General features: G+C 33.6%; 18 protein-coding genes and 1 tRNA gene. 2 read left to right on the top strand and 17 right to left on the bottom strand.

Annotated features, from left to right (window positions below; all coding sequences use genetic code 11):
• Positions 1-21 precede the first annotated feature (21 nt).
• The 14 genes from brxC to ACYX4H_RS14375 all read right to left on the bottom strand — a co-directional run bounded on the left by brxC (position 22) and on the right by ACYX4H_RS14375 (position 12,510).
• Positions 22-3,495, bottom strand: a complete 3,474-nt coding sequence (brxC, locus tag ACYX4H_RS14440) for a BREX system P-loop protein BrxC (RefSeq protein ID WP_476236969.1) — start codon at positions 3,493-3,495, stop codon at positions 22-24.
• A complete protein-coding gene (locus ACYX4H_RS14435) occupies positions 3,492-4,076 on the bottom strand; it encodes a DUF1788 domain-containing protein (RefSeq protein WP_476236968.1) in 585 nt (194 codons plus the stop codon). Before ACYX4H_RS14435 ends, brxC begins: the two co-directional genes overlap by 4 nt.
• Entirely contained in the window at positions 4,069-4,680 is a 612-nt protein-coding gene (locus tag ACYX4H_RS14430; RefSeq protein WP_476236967.1) for a BrxA family protein, read from the bottom strand. The genes ACYX4H_RS14435 and ACYX4H_RS14430 overlap by 8 nt, the downstream gene beginning before the upstream one ends.
• Positions 4,680-4,856, bottom strand: a complete 177-nt coding sequence (locus ACYX4H_RS14425) for a helix-turn-helix transcriptional regulator (RefSeq protein ID WP_476236966.1) — start codon at positions 4,854-4,856, stop codon at positions 4,680-4,682. The genes ACYX4H_RS14430 and ACYX4H_RS14425 overlap by 1 nt, the downstream gene beginning before the upstream one ends.
• A gap of 135 nt (positions 4,857-4,991) precedes the next feature.
• A complete protein-coding gene (locus tag ACYX4H_RS14420; protein ID WP_476236965.1) occupies positions 4,992-5,384 on the bottom strand; it encodes a hypothetical protein in 393 nt (130 codons plus the stop codon).
• 128 nt (positions 5,385-5,512) lie between these two features.
• Entirely contained in the window at positions 5,513-5,752 is a 240-nt protein-coding gene (locus tag ACYX4H_RS14415) for a helix-turn-helix domain-containing protein (protein WP_476236964.1), read from the bottom strand.
• A gap of 59 nt (positions 5,753-5,811) precedes the next feature.
• Positions 5,812-7,065: a type II toxin-antitoxin system HipA family toxin gene (locus tag ACYX4H_RS14410; RefSeq protein WP_476236963.1), complete on the bottom strand. Its 1,254-nt coding sequence runs from the start codon at positions 7,063-7,065 to the stop codon at positions 5,812-5,814.
• Position 7,066: 1 nt separating this feature from the next.
• Positions 7,067-7,300, bottom strand: a complete 234-nt coding sequence (locus ACYX4H_RS14405) for a helix-turn-helix transcriptional regulator (protein WP_476236962.1) — start codon at positions 7,298-7,300, stop codon at positions 7,067-7,069.
• Between the two features lie 424 nt (positions 7,301-7,724).
• Positions 7,725-8,330 (bottom strand): AAA family ATPase, encoded by a 606-nt coding sequence (locus ACYX4H_RS14400; RefSeq protein WP_476236961.1) that lies wholly within the window; start codon positions 8,328-8,330, stop codon positions 7,725-7,727.
• Between the two features lie 127 nt (positions 8,331-8,457).
• Positions 8,458-9,264 carry a transcriptional regulator gene (locus ACYX4H_RS14395; RefSeq protein ID WP_476236960.1) on the bottom strand — a complete coding sequence of 269 codons (807 nt, stop codon included), beginning with the start codon at positions 9,262-9,264 and terminating at the stop codon, positions 8,458-8,460.
• Positions 9,265-9,290: 26 nt separating this feature from the next.
• Positions 9,291-9,590 (bottom strand): helix-turn-helix domain-containing protein, encoded by a 300-nt coding sequence (locus ACYX4H_RS14390; protein ID WP_417237425.1) that lies wholly within the window; start codon positions 9,588-9,590, stop codon positions 9,291-9,293.
• 389 nt (positions 9,591-9,979) lie between these two features.
• Positions 9,980-10,816, bottom strand: coding sequence for an RteC domain-containing protein (locus tag ACYX4H_RS14385; RefSeq protein WP_476236959.1), 837 nt, complete (start codon positions 10,814-10,816; stop codon positions 9,980-9,982).
• A 98-nt stretch (positions 10,817-10,914) separates the two neighbouring features.
• Positions 10,915-12,162, bottom strand: a complete 1,248-nt coding sequence (locus tag ACYX4H_RS14380) for a site-specific integrase (protein ID WP_476236958.1) — start codon at positions 12,160-12,162, stop codon at positions 10,915-10,917.
• A 263-nt stretch (positions 12,163-12,425) separates the two neighbouring features.
• Positions 12,426-12,510: transfer RNA gene (locus tag ACYX4H_RS14375), tRNA-Ser, on the bottom strand.
• 185 nt (positions 12,511-12,695) lie between these two features.
• Between ACYX4H_RS14375 and ACYX4H_RS14370 the strand changes: the two genes are divergently transcribed.
• Entirely contained in the window at positions 12,696-13,325 is a 630-nt protein-coding gene (locus ACYX4H_RS14370; RefSeq protein ID WP_476236957.1) for an NAD(P)H-dependent oxidoreductase, read from the top strand.
• 113 nt (positions 13,326-13,438) lie between these two features.
• Positions 13,439-14,632: a DegT/DnrJ/EryC1/StrS family aminotransferase gene (locus tag ACYX4H_RS14365; protein WP_476236956.1), complete on the top strand. Its 1,194-nt coding sequence runs from the start codon at positions 13,439-13,441 to the stop codon at positions 14,630-14,632.
• Between the two features lie 50 nt (positions 14,633-14,682).
• Here the strand turns inward: ACYX4H_RS14365 and ribB are convergent, their stop codons facing one another.
• Genes ribB through lolA1 form a run of 3 tightly spaced genes read right to left on the bottom strand, consistent with a single transcriptional unit; the run spans position 14,683 to position 18,489 of the window.
• The gene (gene ribB, locus ACYX4H_RS14360) at positions 14,683-15,840 is read right to left on the bottom strand and encodes a 3,4-dihydroxy-2-butanone-4-phosphate synthase (RefSeq protein ID WP_476236955.1); all 1,158 of its coding nucleotides are present in this window, start codon (positions 15,838-15,840) and stop codon (positions 14,683-14,685) included.
• 16 nt (positions 15,841-15,856) lie between these two features.
• Positions 15,857-17,845 (bottom strand): LptF/LptG family permease, encoded by a 1,989-nt coding sequence (locus ACYX4H_RS14355; RefSeq protein ID WP_476236954.1) that lies wholly within the window; start codon positions 17,843-17,845, stop codon positions 15,857-15,859.
• An 8-nt stretch (positions 17,846-17,853) separates the two neighbouring features.
• Entirely contained in the window at positions 17,854-18,489 is a 636-nt protein-coding gene (gene lolA1, locus ACYX4H_RS14350; protein ID WP_475296861.1) for an outer membrane lipoprotein periplasmic chaperone LolA1, read from the bottom strand.
• Between the last annotated feature and the right edge of the window lie 16 nt (positions 18,490-18,505).

Genomic DNA, 18,505 nt, shown 5'->3' with positions numbered 1-18,505 from the left:
TGAAAGCGGTTCCTTGATTGATTATAGTGTTATTCTAATATTGTCTTTTATTCTTTTTAAATAGGCTTCTTTAACCGCTTCTATATAGGCCAAGACATCGGCTTCGGTATGCAGTTCTTTTTTATCAAAATCGATATGCACATTAGATCTACGGATGTATTTTGTAGTAGGTTCTGCTGCTTTACCATCTTCTTGTGGTTTTGCTAAATAAGTCGCCATAAGGTTTAATGCCGCCGTATGCAACTCTGATAATTGATTGCGACTTTGGCGAATGTTGGCAATAAAGCGCTCGTCTTTTAAGGCCTTTTTACGTTGCTCTAAACCGGTGATGATTTGCTGTTGCTGTGTATCCTCTAACGACTTATATTCTTTACGTGTGGTAATGTCTGCAATTAAGTCTTCAGCTTTTTTAGTGGCTTTTTCTTTTTCTTCTTCAATAAGCGTTAATACTTTAGCTGCTAATTGATCTTTGGCTGCTTTTGCTAATTGGACGCCATTACCTTTAAAAGGTGTGTTACTGGCAAGTAATGTTTTAAGCGTATCTAATTCATCACCTTGTATGTAATCGAAATTGGCAGTGTTGCCATCTAGTAGTTTTTTAACCTCGTCGTAAATCTTTCGTTGTTCCCCTTTCATAAAACGCTTGATAGGGTCTAACAGGTCTTCTTTGTTATCTAACAAGGCGTCCTCAAAATCGTTGGTGTTGATTAAAAAATAGGCATAATCTTTTTTAGACCATTTTGACAACTGTTCTGCAAAGGTTTCTAAACTCCTTAAAAACGGATAGTCGCGTTTGCTTGCTAAAAGCTGATTGACTTGTATAGACATGTCCTTTAATTTTTCCTTAAAAGCAGTGGCTACATCTTTGGCTTCGCGAAATGCACAGCTTTCATCAAACGCGTCTTTATAAATTTCTTTTAGTTTTTTTACAGAAGCATCATCAAAGGTTGCCTGTGGTTCTAATAGGGTATTACCATGATTAGAACTGTTTAATAAGGCGTTTAACACATCGTCATTTTCCAATAAATTGGCGTTTTGTGTGAGTTCAATTTTACCACGTTTATACAATTTAGCAATGGTGGTCCACACCGCATTAGGATACCAACCATACGGTTTTTTAATGAACTCGTTTTTAACATCATTTAAAGAGGTGCGGTCACTTTGTTTTTTACGTCTGTTGATGAGGCTTAAAATTTCTGTTTCTGCTTCGGACATTGTAGCATCGTCACCAGAAAACAAATCGTCTTGCTTGGTATGTATGGTTGTTTTAATGGTATCTTCAGTAAACGACACGCCTTTAAGCATCCGTAAATTAGGATATACAGCTGCTACCAAGTTTTGAAATACGTTAATCACTTTGGTTTTACCATCGGCAGTAGAAGTCGATTCTAATTTACTCCCATTTACAAAAGCATTCGATTCTGCCAATGCCTTGTTGGCCAATGTGATTAAGTTCTTTTTACGTGTAACGTTCTGAATGGATTTTTCCTGTAATATACGTGCTACTTGCGGACTGGTACTGTTACCACGGTTTTGCCTTTCGTACTTTGCCGTTTTTATGTACATACGTATATCACGCATAAAGGTTGGGCTAGGTGATAACAACAACTTCATGGCAGTACTACCCATAGTTTGCGACTGGATATAGGTTTCGTTGTTTTCGAAATCGTCGGTTATAATCTCAATTTCCAGTTCTTTTTCACGCCCTAACATTGTCCCATTAATTTTACTTGTAAAATCGTAGGCTTGTTTGTTGTCTAGGTAGGTGATGCGGTTGTCTTTTATAATTTCATCAAAGAGAATTTCCTTTAATAGGGTCGTTACTGCTTGGTCGTCAATGTCTGTATTTTTAATTTCTTCTTCAATATCCTTTTCATCATCGGTTAAAAACTCGTAGATGTCGCCATTACGTTGCACATAACTTTGGTTTTCTAAAACCGTCAATGCCTTTTCTATTTTTTCTTCGTGTGCTTTTAAATCGACATTGATATCATCTATCAATAAAACGGAAATATTTCGCTTGGTGGTTTTAAAACTATTGAAGTACTTGACTAAAAAGAGGGTTTTTAAAATTTTTATTTCAAATGGATTGTTTAGTTGTCGCTCACCCAATTGTAAGGATTGCTGAATGTCGCCGCGTAATTCGTTGCGAATGCCTTGGAACATTAAATCGAAACTTACTAAAGCATTTTCATCTCTTTTTTCAATAGCTTGAATAACCTGTTGAAACACGCCAAGCATAGAGCGTTCTCCTACAGATGCATGTTTTCCTTGAAAGGCATTATGGTTGGATAATGCAATACGACATTGTTGAAACAAATCGAACTGATAAGGCGCAAATGGAAATTTATTCGCGAAGTCTTTATCACTTTTAAAGCCTTTAAACTGCACACCAGCTTCTGAAAACGATAACAGCGATTGTAAATGTGCTGCATTGGTTTTATGCGCTTTTTCTAATTGCTTTTGATGTTCCTCTTTTTTATGAAGTAATCGTTTTTCAATTACCTCATCTACATTGGCAGAGGTTAACGGTATTTTTATCTTGAAACGCGCCTGGATACGCGAAAAGTCGTTTTGCTGACTTTTATTCATATCACCAACAACCGTTTCCATGTCTTCTTGAGAAGTCACTAATATCCAAGAGTTTCCTTTGGTTTTGGTTGCTAAAGTTTCTGCAATGGTTTGCAGGTTTAGCATGAGCTTTGTGTTGTCGCTTATATACTGGCCAACCTCATCTACAAAGAAGTTTAAACGGAAGCCTTTAGGTTTAGTGTCAATGTAACTTTTTACACGATTACAAAAATCTTCAATAGACTGTTTGTTTCTATCTTCTAATTCATCAAGGATATTTTCATATTTTTCAGGACTTTCATTAAAAATTGTTGCCAAAACATCTTTCACCTCAACAACAAAATATTCTAATCTGTCTACTTCCCAAGCAACACCATTTACTTTTTCATACTCTGTTTTAAAAACTTCATATTTACCTTTGCTATCTAACCACATTTCGAACTCTGCCACATGCGGTTGAAATCCGTAATAGCCTAAATGGTCATAGAATACTTTATAAAATACAGCAAGAATGGCATTAGCATCTTCTTTACTGGTAATTTGGGCTTGCTGGTCTATATTAAACAGTACAGACTCTGACGGAATACGTGTTGCATTTAAAATATCGGCTTTTAACATGGCATCGTCTTCTACCTTTTCTGCAAATAATTCGCCAGAATGATACCCGTCGTACTGTTTGTTTTCGAGTACATAGGAAATCATTTTTAATAAATGAGATTTACCACTACCGAAGAAACCAGAAATCCAAACCCCATTGGCTCCTGCATAATCATTATAGGCTTGAAAAAAGTCTCTTATTTTTTTAGCAATTTCGTCTGTTATGACGTATTCGGTAACTTCTGTAGCTATATGGTCACGATCATCTGCTTTGATAACCGTTTCGATAGACCTATTTATATCCTTTTCAAAAAAATCTTTGATCATATATTTGCTTCTATTTTAAAAATATTAAATGCTCTGTAGTAATTGTCGTCCTTTAGTTTGCCAAACAGATTTAAGGAATGGCCATTATATTCTCCAGGAAAAAAAGCCACAGTAGGTGCTTCTTTAGCTATGTTTTGTAAGTTGTTTAATACGTTATGTGACCTTATAAAAGGGAACACCAAGCCGATGCCTGTTAAAAAATATACTTTAGCGTTACTCGCGTCAATTTTCTCTTTAATTAGAGGCATTAATACTTGATGGATGTTTAAAGACGATTGTAAAGCTCTTAAAAACTTATCTTTACTTTTTACTTTTTCAATTTTAAACATACGTTCCATACCACCTTTTGCTTCGAGGATTTCGCAGGTAAGGTCGTATAAGTTTAATTCTAATATTTCAATACCAGAATTTTCTAGTTTTCTTTTTAATAGTTTTATTTCTTCTCTGCAATCTAATTCCTGTTCAGCCTCATAAGCTGCAATAAAGAAAGGAATTTCACCACCTAATGATTCCTTATTTAGAAAATTAGTGGATGAAATTACACTGTATAAATGTTCAAATTTTTTATTTAAGCTATTCATAGGCTTCTTGCAATCTTTGTATGTCTATATCTGAATACAGAAATACTTTTAATAATTCTGGATTATCGTCTATTACTACTTTTTGTGTATCTGTTTCTAATAATTGAGGCTGAATGATTCTAGACTTCACATTATTTATAATACCTGCTTGTTCCAACATTTTAAAGGTGACTTGTTTGATTTTCTTTTGTGTTATTTCGGTTAGCTTATCCATCTCTGGATGAAACTCTGCTTTTCGTCTAAAAAAGGATAAATAGTCGCCATCTGTTAGCTCATAATCAAATACTATGTATTTTTCTCTAATAACTTCAATAACAAAATCACGTATAAAGTCGAAATACTTACATACTGCTAAAAACCCTATTTCGTTTTGAGATTTAAAACTGCCATTTTGAAGTACTTCTATTTGATGCTTTGTTAATGTACTTATCCAATTGTTTAGTTCTAATAACAAACGTTTCCCTGTTGCCGATTTCCCATTGCCTAAAGTTAGCGCCAGTTCGTTGGTGTTTTTTGAGGATTCCCGTAATGCGACCATAACAAGGTCTTTAGTTCTTAAAGACGCTGCTGTAAAAGAGAATTTGTATTTTTTTTCCACCACCATTAATTCATTAAATCTTTTAAAGGAATATTTAAGGCTTCACTGATTTTTTGATAATTTTTATCGCTTGGAATGGACTTTTCTTTTACCCAATTGCTTACAGTCACTTCACTAACACCAATTTTATTAGCGAGCCATTTCTGTTTTACTCCTTTTAGTTTTAAAAGTTCTTTGAGCATATTAAGTTTAATAAAAATTAAAGTTTGCCTTCACATCAAATTTATAGAATTGGTTTTATATAAAATAGTATTTGTCTCACATATTTTTTAAAAATTAGTGAGTTGAAGGATTAGATGAAATAAGTAATTTGAAGTTTAAAAAGGCATCATGCCGTCTAACCAGTCTGATTGTTCTGAACATCTATAGATATCTGTTATTTCCCCTTGGGTAAATTGGATGTAGATGGCATATTTATGGCCAGAACTATTGCCGCTTAACACAAAAACAGGTTCGCTACATAGACAGCCTGTGCATATATTTGTAGAAAGATTTAGATAGGTATCTCCTTTTTTTCGAAGCTCTTTAAAGATTTGCATTTGTTGATATATAAATGCTGTTTTCTTCATGTCTTCGTAATAGGCTTCATCATCTAACAACTCGTTTAGTTTGTTGTAGTCCATATTTTGGAAGGCATCAAGCACTTGTATGAGGTATGATTTTATTTTTTGAGTAGTGGCGATTTTGTGGATAAGTGCTTGTGCTTGCATGGTATTAGTAATTTATTAGCATTACAATTTAGCATTAAATTTTAATTGATTTGTTGACTTGTTCATAAGTTTTTAATGTTCAGTGACAATGAACATCAAAAAATATTGAACACTGATATAATTTTAATCTATAATTCTCCCGCTAACTTTTCTCTATCTGATTTAGATAATGGCGTTGGAATTAATTTATGTCCGAAAAAAAGGAGCAATTGATTTACCTTACTTAACATAAGATTGAATTTGCCTTGTTCGAGTTCGCGAATAAAACGAAGCCCTAATCCGGTGATATCGGATAACTCAACTTGAGTTGGATTTGTTTTTTTGCGACTTTCCCTCATAAATTGGGCTATGGGGTTTTCTTTATCCAAGTTCATATTATTATACCTTAAAGGGTGTAAATTCTGTATTTGTGTTGTTTTTATACCTTTTAGGGTATATTAAAAGCCTTTTTCATGAGTTCTATTTCTTTATTAGGTATGCCTATTTTAGTTGCTATTTCTTTCCATTGTGAAACGGCTTCTAGAACCTCACTTAAAATGGTATTCATTTGGTTTTCATTTAAACGAAAATATATACCCACACTTTTTGCGAGATCATAATCTAACGCATTGTTATCCATATCTATATTTAATGCTAGACCATCTTTATCTATAGATGGGTTGAGGTCGTAAGCAGGGGAGAGTTCCCAGCCATCGTTTTTAATGATGAACCCGTGATTACGTAAATGGTCATCGGTATTAGAAATGGCCATGTTAAAAACAATACGGCGCCACAGTTGTTGCAGATTACTTTCTATATTACTACCATGGTTTTGGATGAATTCTGCTAACTCTAAATAACTGGCTTGATGATCTCTTATGGTGACTTCGTTATTACCAGTCATGGTCATTGCCGATGCAAAATGAATTCTTTGACCATTTTCTCTATCAAAGCGTTTTGTAAAAAAGGTATGGTAATTACCGGTTACCTTTTGAATTTTACATTCGGACATGTTTATACCCGCCTTTAATGCCAATTGATAGGCTAGAAATTCCCAAGCAGCTTTGTCTGTGGTATCATTTTTTGCAGGGAATTTAGCGATCCATAAATTTTTATCGTTATCTAGAATATTGGCTTTAGGTCTGGCACCACCTAGAGAGGATCCTGGAGCCATTAAAATGGCTAACCATTGTCTTGCTTCATCGCTTTTGGTATCATTTTCAAAGTTTTGAGCAGCATCTTGAAGCTCACGTATTGAGGACCATGGTGGTGTTGGTGTTTGGTTGTTATTATCTAAAAATGGACCATTTAGGTCTGTTTTAAATCTTAATGCACCCATGCGGCTTTCATCATACACGCCTAATAAATAGTCAATTTCATAGAGTGTTTTTGCTTTTTCACCAGTGATGGCTGCTTCTTGTGCCGCTCTTCTTTTCATTAATGTGCGTCCCCAGGTATCTGGCATACTATCTAAAAAGACACCGAAATTTTCTTTGTTATTTGGATATTGTGGGCCGCTATAAAACTGAATGTCTGGATCTAACAACATTTGGTTTTTAGATTTGATCCAGTTTTTATTATACTCGAAGCTAAAGGCCTTTTTACCTTTTGCATTTAGTGCAGAAAGTATGCCTATTAGTTCTGGTTCTGCCATTGGTTTCCAATGTGCGTATACGTATATGTCTAGTTTACCGGTTGCCATGTTATAATAAATCTAAATCTTGTAATTTTCTTCCAAACTCGTCATCAGCTGCTAGTTTAAGGAAATCGTCTTGTAAGCCTAATACTCTTAATACATTGAAATAGGCGCCTAATGTTACACTAGGACTACCTGTTTCTATTAGATATAATGTACTCCTAACTATATCAGCTCTTTCAGAAACTTGAGTTGTTGTAAGTTTACGTCTCTTTCTAGCTAGTTTTATGTTTTCTCCCATTTGCTTAAGAATGTCCTTATGTTTAGGGAATAGTACTTGTGTTTTTTTATTCATGACAACAAATTGATTGTTATTTCAATCAAATATAGCTTAATTGATTGAAATAGCAATCAAAACAGTAATTTTATTTTATATATTCTTTTTTGCATTGCCCAAAAAAGAAACAAAAAACGCTAGTCTTGAATCTTCGGCGGTCAATTACGTTTTTGTTGTCTAAAAGAAATGAATTGTTCGTGTAATTCTTGTTTTTTAAGGAACTCACGAATCTTCGATTTTGCAAAAGCTCAAACAGCATTTCTTTTTTAACGACCACTTCAAACTATTGACGCTCGCCTGCCAGATTCCATGACGATGGGGAACTAAATTTTTAAACAGAAGTAAATTATTGGGTTTTTTACACTCGTTTAAAATACGTAGGTAAAAACTACCTTCGTTTGTCTCTTGAATTATTACTAAAGGCTATTAGATTAAATGACTCTCTTAATCTGCTTCTAACTCGATTGCCATAATGATGTTCTAGTTCTGATGCAGATAAGTTGGTGGTGAGATGTGTCTTGACTTTTTTATTAATGAATAGATCGTAGCGACTTAAAAGAATTTCGCCCATCACATTACATTCGTTGCCGAAGTATTTTAAATTGTTTTCTGTACCAAGATCATCAAAGCAGATGATGCCTACTTTGGATTGATGCGCACTTGGTTTACTATATCTGCTTATAACGTCGTAACCCTCTTTAATGAACTCGAAACTGACTTCTCTACAGGATTTTACATAGTATTTATTTTTAGGTGTTGCTAAATGTTTCATGAGTGTCATTAAAGTTGTTTTACCGCAACCAATAGGTCCAGAAAGTAAAATCCCTTTTTTTAAACTGATACCCAGTTGCAGCGCTATTTTTTCATCGCTTGTACTGTATGCCATGAGTTTATGAATGATGGTTTTGTCTTCGTCATAGATTTTGAAATGGTTACCAAATAGTTCTTGTCCTTTAGATTCTAGCCATTTGGTTGCTTTTTGGTATGGGTACATTTGGGTTTATGGGTGTTAGTTGTTGGGTTTTGGGTTTTTGGGGTTGAGGTGGATTCCTGCTTATGCAGGAATGACACCTCATTAATATCGGTATTTATTAATTATGAGACCCCCGCCTGCGCGGGGGCTAAAGGGGTTCTGCATAGTTTTTATTGGTTGCTGTGTTGAGGTTATTTGGGCGAATTGTCGGTGTTGTGTCGGTGTTGTGTTGGTGTTGTGCATTAAAATTAGCGCTATTAATCATCCAATTTTGTGCTGCAGCTTTCCAATTGGCCATAGGTGTTTTGCCACCTACTAGCCAGCCATTACTGGAGAAGTAATTAAAAAACTTTTTGGCTTCTAATTCTGGAAAATTTTGTTCCTGGAAGTATTTTAAAAGTTCTTGTTCTGTTGGCATTGACATACTTTTATTTTTTTGGCGCAACTTTTTTTGTTTTGTATTATCTTCTTTTTTTAAATCTAAAGCTTCATTTTTAGAATTTTGAGACTGCTTGCTCATGTTTGAATTGTTTAACTTGTTTGTATTGTTTATACTGTTTATATAAGATACCTCTGCTTGTTCAGGACTTGTACCAGTACTAGTATAAGACTTGTTTGTTACTTGTTTTTTAACCTTGCTGTTTTTTGGTTTTGGTTTTAAGTTTTCAGAAAAATTAAAGAGATGTACTAAACTTCCTTTATAAGGATTGTATGATGGTTCGTATTTTATATATCCTAATGCGTGTAAATTTTTTAAGCATTTATGATAAGTCGCTTTGGAACTTATCTTGCTAATCCTCATAACCTCATCGCGCGAAATGCTAATGGGATTTCTGAAGCGGTTGCAGTTCCAGAATTGAAACAGTGCGATGTATAAACTAATGTGTGTTGGGTTTAAGGTGTTATCGTTAATGACTTTATCGAAAAAGCCAGTTAAGTGTTTGATGTAGTTCATGAATACAGATTTTAGTTTTTTGATGATTAGTTTTCTAGCATGTTTTGGATGTCTTCATACTTATAGTAAATAATGCCACCAATACGCTTGAAATTGAGTGTTCCGTTAATGCGAAGATTTTGAAGTGTTCCAGGAGAAATACGTAATAGTTTTCTAACTTCTGATGATTTTAACCATTGCGCAGGTTTGTCTTCTTTTTTGACATTTTTTAATTCTTGAAGTAATGCGTTAACGACATTTAATAGATCTCTTTTAGTAACTAATTGGTGATTTAAGAGTTCTAAATTTTCAGTTTCTGGGAACAATGTTTTTGGATGTAAATTCATAATAAAGTGTTTTAATTTGTTATATTTTACCAGCTAACATCCAAAATAACCTTACTAAATCGACTTTTTTTCCTTTCTTCTTCAAAATAAAAATAAACCGTAGCGATGCTATACTTGATTTTTCTTTCTTGAATAAAGACAAAAAATATTCAATTTATTTTAGGCCATTTTGAATGCAAACTGGTAATACAAAGCAACTTCATTTTGTAATTTTTCATTAACAAGGTAAACCCAAGGTGGGTACTATTTTAATTGAAAATCGTTTAAGATGTTGATTTTTAATTATTTGTTAAGTGAATTTTTAAAGGCTTGTTTTATTGAGAAGCTAAACAATGTTTAATTTTTTCGCCTTTAGATCAAAAACCATAGTAGGGAAGACCTGGTGTGTTTTAAGAGTCTTCTTCCTTGAGTTTTTGGTTGAGGTTGTCTGCCAAACTATTTAAGAATTTGGTTCGTACCGTTTTTCTGATCTTGATATCTTGGTATATTCTGTAAATGCTATCTTCTAATTCCATATTAAAGATTTTGCCAATATGAGTCGCCAATTCTTTAACATCGGTATTACCATTGTTAATTAGTTTCGCATGTTTTAATGCATAAATGAGCTCTACTAAATCAATTTTGGTACCTGACCAGGAATAATTTACAGGTTGACCATAATTATTGGTGCCACTTTTATTATCGATTTCATCAATTTTGCGTTCCAAGTAATTAATCAACATGTCAGCACTAATTAGGTTTGCTACTTGATAATCGTGTGATGTTGATATTTTAGAGTCAAAAAATAATAGCATGGAGTGATCGCGAATGATATCCTTATAGGGTCTTCTTATAAAATAATTGATATCGTTATAAGTGGCTCTCGATCTATAGTATTCATAGAAATCACGGTTTTCCTTTCCTGATAGCGTTGCTTTATTTAACGCTTTAATGTAATGTTTACGTTTTCCTTTTTTGCCTGGAGGCAAGGTAGATTCAATTTTTAAAATGTATTTGTAGTATAATATTTTAGAAACTAAAGAAGGCTTTAATTCTTTAAAGAAATAGATTTCATCTTTTGGGGTTGCGAAGCAAAATGTTTTTACCCATTTGTTGATTTGCTTAAGCTTTTTTTCAAGAAAGAAAATCATGTTTTGACTATGCTCTATGATATTGCTATAGGTGCTTTTGAGTAATTCAAAGTCACGCTCCAATTCTTGAAAGAATGGTATGCAAAAGGTGTTCATAGATTAAAAAATGGTTTATTTCGAGTGCTATCAAAATAAACCATTTTCTGTTAAAATTATTGAAATGAACACTTAAAAAGTTTTCAACATTATCAAAATCAACCAATTTGTTTGGCTTTTGTAATGGTATGTGTATTGCCTAGTTTTTCCTTTAATAGTCGCATATCGTCGCTTACTTTTCTATCTAAAACTTTTGCATAATGCTGTGTGGTTCTTAAGTTTTTATGTCCAAGCATTTTACTAACGCTTTCTATAGGTACTCCATTTGATAATGTGACGGTGGTTGCAAACGTATGTCGCGCAATATGGAATGTGAGTTCTTTATTTATTTCGCATATTCCTGCTATTTCTTTTAAGTAGGCGTTCATTTTTTGATTACTTAATATGGGTAGCAAACGATCTTCATTTAAGCACTGTGGATGGTCCAAATATTTATCAATGATTAATTGTGTTACTGGAAGGATTGGAATTTTTGAAGCTGATTCCGTTTTCTGACGATGTGTAAATATCCATTTTTCACCATCAATGCCTAAATTGATATGTGATTTGGTTAGGTTCTTTACATCTATATAAGCCAAACCAGTAAAACAGCTGAATAAGAAAATGTCCCTAACTAGTGATAAGCGTTCTGTTGCAAATTCTTTATTCAGTATTTTTTGGATTTCATCTTCTGTTAAGTAAACGCGTTCGACTTCTCTAACTTTTGCTTTGTAATTGCTAAATGGGTTTTTATCTATCCAATTATTAGCCAAACAAATCTTGATGATTTTGCCGAAATTCTTAATGTATTTAACTGCTGTATTATTGCTGCAGTTTCGTACACTCCTTAAATAGAATTCATATTCTGTAATAAATGCATGGTTTATTTTAAGGATGTCGATGTCGGATACTTTATATTTCCATTCTAAAAAATCGATGGTATGTTTTAATGATGTTTTGTAACGTTCGAGTGTTCCTGGTGCATACTCTTTACCTACCAGTTCTTCAATTTTTTTATTATGATCTTGGAATATAGGGATGAGCATGCGTTGCTTTTCATCAAGACCGAGTAGTTTACTTTTAAATGCTTTTGCTGTAATTGGGATATTTTGATGAATAAACTCCATTTGCATATCAATAATCTTGATTTTAAGCATGTCAAGTTGCCTATTTACTGAACGAGCTTCTTCTGATTGACCTTTCATTTTGCCAGCAGATGCAGACCATTTGGAGGGTTCTACAAATCTTCCGGTACTCATTTCAACTCGTTTTCCGTTAACTGTAATGCGCGTGTAGATAGGGAATAAGCCATTCGCATTGACTTTTGCTCTTTTGGCATAAAAGAGGATAGATACTTTTGTTTTCATTTTTGGTAACCTTTTTAATTAATATTAAACTTAATTTTTACCTCAATACGACACAAGATGTTTACTATTTGAACTAGCTTTAACCCTTGTGAATACTGGGGAAAGCTTAAAAATCGGTTACCCTAAAAATTGAAAAAGTTGAGGTAACCGATTTTACCACCTTTGTTACACGATTTAATGAATATTTTGGTATGTGCTAAAAAGAAAAAACCCTTTAAAACATACGTTTTAAAGGGTTTTGGTGATTTTTGAAAATCAATCAGCGGAGAAAGAGGGATTCGAACCCCCGGAGGTGTGACCCTCAACAGTTTTCAAGACTGCCGCATTCGACCACTCTGCCATTTCTCCTTGAGTGCCTCATGAACTATTTGTTCAATGCGGGTGCAAATATAAAATCCTTTTTCGTTTCTATCAAATAAAACACTACTTTTTTCAAAAAATAATTTTAACACCCACAACAGCAACACATTTTACATAGCAATTAGTAAAAAATAACGCTGCAAATACTACATTTGTATAAAGAAAATTGTAAAATGAACATAATAGATAAACTCAATTGGCGCTACGCCACCAAAAAGTTTAACCCAGAAAAAATACTAACACCCCAACAAGTAAACACCCTAAAACAAGCCTTTAATTTAACAGCCACTTCATACGGTTTACAACCAACCAAACTACTAGTAATTAAAAATAAAGCATTAAAAACCGCATTAGTGCCACACACATTTAACCAAGCACAAGTGCAAGATGCCTCGCATTTACTAGTAATTTGTATTAAAGAACACGTTTTAAAAGCAGATGTTAACGCCTTTTTTAACAACATAAAAACCACCAGAAACACCCCCGAAGAAATACTAGCACCCTACAAAGAAAACCTAACAAACATGTTGCAAAACATGACCTTAGAGCAACAACAACAATGGTCTAAAAACCAAGCCTACATAGCCCTTGGCAATTTAATGACCGTTTGCGCCGTAGAAGGCATAGACGCTTGCCCCATGGAAGGGTTCAACCCATCCGCCTATGACCAAGCATTAAACCTCAAAGAAAAGGGCCTAAAATCAGTATTACTACTACCCGTAGGCCACAGAGCTGATGACGATATGTTTGCCAACTTTAAAAAAGTAAGAATGTCATTAAACGAAACAATAATAGAACTATAAAATATTAGGGCGTTACCCACAAGGGGTCGGGCTTTACGTTGCAATCTTTTTTAGCTTTAAGGCTAAAAAAGGATTTCCACTACAATCCCTAACGCACAAAAAACACACAATATATGCCAGGATTTGAATTATTTGGAGACCTAGAACGCCAACACCTAAACGATGTTTTAGAAAACGGTGTATTAATGCGCTACGGCTTTGATGCCATGCGTAATGGCCATTACAAAGCCAAAGAATTAGAAAACAAACTAACCAAAACATTTAAAACCAACCACGTACAATTAGTATCTAGCGGTACAGCAGCCGTAACCGTAGCATTAGCAGCAGCAGGTGTTGGGGCAGGAGATGAGGTTATAATGCCAACCTTTACCTTTGTGGCTAGCTTTGAAGCTATTATGGCATTAGGAGCCATACCCGTTTTAGTTGATGTTGATGATACTTTATGCCTAAACCCCAAAGCAGTACAACACGCCATAACACCAAAAACAAAAGCCATTATGGTAGTGCAAATGTGTGGCAGTATGGGCAATATGGATGCGCTACAAAACATAGCAAACACGCATAATTTATTGTTGGTAGAAGATGCTTGTCAAGCCATTGGTGGTACTTATAACGGTAAACCCTTAGGTAGCATTGGGCATTTAGGTTGCTTTTCATTCGATTTTGTAAAAACCATAACCTGTGGAGAAGGCGGCGCCGTAATAACCAATAATGAACAGTACTATTTAAACGCCGATCATTACAGTGATCACGGACATGACCACGTAGGGAATGATCGTGGTGCAGAAACACACTCATTTTTGGGATATAATTTCAGAATTTCAGAGCTACATGCAGCCGTTGGTTTAGCGCAAGTACAACGCTTACCAGAGTTTTTACAAATTCAAAGAAGACATCTAAATATTTTAAAAGAAGCCTTAGCCAATATTAAAGAAGTAACGTTTAGAACCGTACCACAAGGAGGCGAAGAAAGTGGTGCTTTTTTCAATTTCTTTTTACCAGATTTAGAAACCGCCAGAAAAGTAATTGAAGGCTTTAAAAATGGCGGTATCGATGCCTGTTGGAATTATTACGATAATAATTGGCATTACATACGCAAATGGGAGCATTTAAAGCAATTAAAATCATTATATCCTATTTCAAAAGAGGTAAAAGATGGTTTAAAATATTTAGAAACCAAAACTTTTGAAATGTCTGATCATTATATTGGTAGAAACATTTCGTGCCTAATAAAACTATCTTGGACAGAAGATGAGGTGAGGGCAAGAGGCCAAAAAATGGCTGAGATTATTAAAACAGTTTTGTAAAAATATAATGTATACACATAAAAAAAGGAGCTTTTAAGCTCCTTTTTTTATTAATAATTTATGTAATCTACAATTTCTAAGCCATAACCAATTAAACCAACACGTTTGGTTTGTTGGCTATTAGATATTAATTTTAGTTTATGTATGTTTAAATCGTGTAAAATTTGGGCGCCAATACCAAAATCACGGTTATCCATATTTATTCTTGGTGCTTTAGTAACATTTTGTTGGCTTTGGTTATCTTTTAAAAACGCAAGACGTTTTAAAATATTCATAGATTGCGCCTCTTGGTTTATAAATATAACAGCACCTTTGCCTTCCTTTTCAACCGCTTTAAACATATCATCTAATTGCTTATCTGCGTTATTAGTAAGTGTGCCCAAAATATCGTTGTTTATTAACGTTGAGTTAATTCTAGTAGCTACAGGTTCATTAGCTTTCCAAGTGCCTTTGGTTAAAGCAATGTGTACTTGGTTGTTGGTGGTTTGTTTGTAAGCTCTAATTCTATAACTACCAAAACGGGTTTCAATTTGAAAATCTTCTTTTTTATCAATTAAAGAATCGTGTTGCATGCGGTAAGCAACCAAATCTTCAATAGAGACAATTTTTAAATCGAATTTTTTAGCTACTTCAATAAGCTGTGGCAAACGGGCCATGGTGCCATCTTCATTCATAATTTCAACAATAACACCTGCTGGTTTTAAACCCGCTAATCTTGCAAAATCTATGGCAGCTTCTGTATGTCCTGTTCTTCGTAAAACGCCACCTTCTTTAGCTACTAAAGGAAAAATATGTCCTGGGCGCGCTAACTCAAAAGGTTTTGTATTTGGGTCTGTTAAAGCCTGTATGGTTTTGGCTCTGTCACTAGCCGAAATACCCGTGGTTACACCACCACCACGTAAATCTACAGATACGGTAAAGGCCGTTTCCATAGGGTCGGTATTATTTCTAACCATCATATTTAATTCAAGCTCTTTGCAACGGTTTTCGGTTAAAGGTGCACAAATTAAACCTCTACCGTGTGTTGCCATAAAGTTTATCATTTGTGGTGTAACTTTATCGGCAGCCGCTAAAAAATCGCCTTCATTTTCTCTGTTTTCATCATCAACAACAATAATAACTTTACCATTTCTAATGTCTTCAATGGCTTCATGTATTGTGTTAAGCTTAAATTGCTTTTGGTTGTGTGTCATAGTATCTGCTATCATTTAGCAAAGATATTGCTTATTTTAAAGATTCTAAACAATAAATTCTTAAGTCTTCTTTAATTTTTACATTTAAAAAAAGATAGGTAACCATGTATAAAGGAAAGCCAAGTATTAAAAGAATTGCATTTGGCATTTTTTTAGGCTTATTTACACATTTGTAAAACTGTTTTAAGTTTAGTAGTGATTTTATATAATAAACTGCATATAATACAAAAGAAACAATACTTAATTGTATGGATGCCGATGCCAAATGAGGTAGTTTATTGTTTTTAAATACAAAGTGTAATATTAAAAGTGCAGCGCCAATACCAAAAAGCCATATAGCAAATTTTGCATGAACTTTGTAGTTGTTTGAAGTAGTTTCAGCTTTTGAATATTGGGTGTTTAAGTGAACTTTTTCAGTAAGTGTATTGTTATCAACGTCTCTACTTTTTAATAATTTTATAGCTTCAAAACGCACATGTTCATCATGCCCAAGTGCTTCAAAATTATTTATTATGTTGTAGAGCTCATCATTGGTTAATGGGTTTAAAAACTTATAATCAACACTTTCTTTTTCTTTTATTTTGAAAATTTTACGTAGTGGCTCGCTAATACTACCAAATTCAAATAAGTTTCTATCGGCAGTGGCGCGTCTTGTTAAAAACACACTTAAAGGAAGCATTACTAGCGTTGAAAACCAACTTGCCAAAACAGGGTTAAAACCGCCTTTTTTAGCACTATTTGTGGCAAAAATTCCTATAAAATGATAGGTTAAAAACAATAAAATAGCAATAACCATAGGTAAACCAATACCGCCTTTTCTTATTAAAGCACCTAGCGGAGCACCCACAAAAAATAGAATAATACACGCAAATCCTAGGGCAAATTTTTCGTGTAATGAAATATAGTGCCTGTTTAACCACTCGTTAGATTTTTTTTGTGTTGTTTTTTTAGACGCCAAAATTTGTTTAGCACTAACAATTGCTCTGTTAGCAGCATCAACAAGTTCTATTTTTTTACGTGTATTAAAAAGCTCTAAAATATCACCAGAGAAAACAGAATCTTTTTCAGTAGTTGTAATGGTTTCAGCTTTTTCTTTATCTTTTTTTACTCTAACAGGCCTGCTAACAGATGAGCGCTGCATAAGTGTTTTTGATAGAGCTAAAACATCGTCATTTTTTCGTTTTTCTAAAGAGTCAATGGCTTTGTTAAGTCCTCTAACAGTTAGCATACTATATTTATCTGTTTGACTTTCTTCGTCTAAATCAACATCATTTAAGTTAGATAAATCTATATTTATAATATACTTTTCAAAAGTACTTTTTGCGAAGGGTTTTTTTGCTCGGTCTTCGGGTTTTGACGGATTTATATCAGTATAATAATTTCCGTTATAAAGTATAAGTTTTAAAACGTTTGATTCTTCAGAACTTGCTAATTCACCAGTTTCAGATTTTATTGTTGTGGCATTTTTTCGGCCATCGTTTCCTTTTATGTGAATAATAACATCTTCTAAATATTGCCCTCTATCACCACTTTTATTTTCAACTTTAATGTTGTAATTCATTATTTCATTAAACTGTCCTTCAGCAATTACCATGGCTGGTTTTAGTTTGGCAATGTTTCGTCTTAAATTATAAGATTTTAACTCTGCCCATGGAATAACGTTGTTTGAAAAGAAAAATGTTGTGGTTGCTAATATTACAATAAAAATACTTAAACCAGACATGGCACGCTGTAATGAAATGCCTGTAGATTTCATTGCGGCAAACTCATAATTTTCAGCAAAGTTACCAAATACCATTATTGATGATAACAAAATAGTAAGCGGTAATACCAACGGTATTAGTTTTGGCATGAAGTAAATTAGAAACTTGCCAACTATAATGAGGTCTAAATCTTTTCCAGATAACTCTCTAATATATAGCCAAATAGTTTGTAAAATAAATATCAGCATGAGTATTAAAAACACGCTGATAAAAGTTTTAAGGTACGATGTTAGTATGTAACGGTCTAGTATTTTCAAGGTAAAACCTAATCTAGTTTATTGATGTAATAATCTTGATATTTATTGGCATCAAAGGTAAATAAGGTTTTTGATATAGGCTCATTTGTTTTAAAAGAAATTACAGTTAAAGTGGTTTTTGCACCATTTTTTCCTGTTTGAATTAGGTTGTAAATGTGTTTTGTTTGCGCATCTACGCCTAATAATATGCTTTTAAGTTCTGAATTTGAATCTATTGGAGTAAGTTTTACGTACTGAATTTTTCGGCCTTTTATATTTTGTTGAATATCTAATTTGTAGGTGTAACCATCTTCATAAAATGATAACATTTTGCTTGGTGTAATGGCATCTTCCTCGTCTTCGCCACCAGTTGAAATGGTAACTTCTTCATCTTCCGGACTAATAGAGTATAATTTTGAACCATCAAACAAACGGGTAATACCAAGAATATTCAATTTATATTTCTCGCCTTGTAAAACTACATCGCCGCGTGTTTCTTGTTTAATATTTTCTGAAATATTTTCAAGCGTGTATTTAAACGCAATAGAAATATTATCATAACTTTTTACTTTTTTTGATACGTCGTCTAACAAGGCTTTACCTTTGTTTTGAGAAAAAACGTTTACTGATATTAGTAACACTAAACAAGTGGCTATAAGTTTCATTTTTGTATGTATAAAA

Source organism: Seonamhaeicola sp. ABD4_340 (assembly GCF_056312135.1).
Note: the sequence above shows the minus strand (reverse complement) of the source record. Positions and strands in the feature narration are given on the sequence as shown.

What these genes read in the sequence shown, in the direction of transcription:
- ACYX4H_RS14370 (WP_476236957.1), top strand. Translation starts at nt 12,696, where the DNA reads ATGAACATAATAGATAAACTCAATTGGCGCTACGCCACCAAAAAGTTT.
- ACYX4H_RS14390 (WP_417237425.1), bottom strand. Translation starts at nt 9,590, where the DNA reads ATGAATTTACATCCAAAAACATTGTTCCCAGAAACTGAAAATTTAGAA.
- ACYX4H_RS14420 (WP_476236965.1), bottom strand. Translation starts at nt 5,384, where the DNA reads ATGCAAGCACAAGCACTTATCCACAAAATCGCCACTACTCAAAAAATA.
- ACYX4H_RS14395 (WP_476236960.1), bottom strand. Translation starts at nt 9,264, where the DNA reads ATGAACTACATCAAACACTTAACTGGCTTTTTCGATAAAGTCATTAAC.
- ACYX4H_RS14410 (WP_476236963.1), bottom strand. Translation starts at nt 7,065, where the DNA reads ATGGCAACCGGTAAACTAGACATATACGTATACGCACATTGGAAACCA.
- ACYX4H_RS14425 (WP_476236966.1), bottom strand. Translation starts at nt 4,856, where the DNA reads ATGCTCAAAGAACTTTTAAAACTAAAAGGAGTAAAACAGAAATGGCTC.
- ACYX4H_RS14430 (WP_476236967.1), bottom strand. Translation starts at nt 4,680, where the DNA reads ATGGTGGTGGAAAAAAAATACAAATTCTCTTTTACAGCAGCGTCTTTA.
- ACYX4H_RS14380 (WP_476236958.1), bottom strand. Translation starts at nt 12,162, where the DNA reads ATGAAAACAAAAGTATCTATCCTCTTTTATGCCAAAAGAGCAAAAGTC.
- ribB (WP_476236955.1), bottom strand. Translation starts at nt 15,840, where the DNA reads ATGATAGCAGATACTATGACACACAACCAAAAGCAATTTAAGCTTAAC.
- ACYX4H_RS14435 (WP_476236968.1), bottom strand. Translation starts at nt 4,076, where the DNA reads ATGAATAGCTTAAATAAAAAATTTGAACATTTATACAGTGTAATTTCA.
- ACYX4H_RS14405 (WP_476236962.1), bottom strand. Translation starts at nt 7,300, where the DNA reads ATGGGAGAAAACATAAAACTAGCTAGAAAGAGACGTAAACTTACAACA.
- lolA1 (WP_475296861.1), bottom strand. Translation starts at nt 18,489, where the DNA reads ATGAAACTTATAGCCACTTGTTTAGTGTTACTAATATCAGTAAACGTT.
- ACYX4H_RS14365 (WP_476236956.1), top strand. Translation starts at nt 13,439, where the DNA reads ATGCCAGGATTTGAATTATTTGGAGACCTAGAACGCCAACACCTAAAC.
- brxC (WP_476236969.1), bottom strand. Translation starts at nt 3,495, where the DNA reads ATGATCAAAGATTTTTTTGAAAAGGATATAAATAGGTCTATCGAAACG.
- ACYX4H_RS14385 (WP_476236959.1), bottom strand. Translation starts at nt 10,816, where the DNA reads ATGAACACCTTTTGCATACCATTCTTTCAAGAATTGGAGCGTGACTTT.
- ACYX4H_RS14400 (WP_476236961.1), bottom strand. Translation starts at nt 8,330, where the DNA reads ATGTACCCATACCAAAAAGCAACCAAATGGCTAGAATCTAAAGGACAA.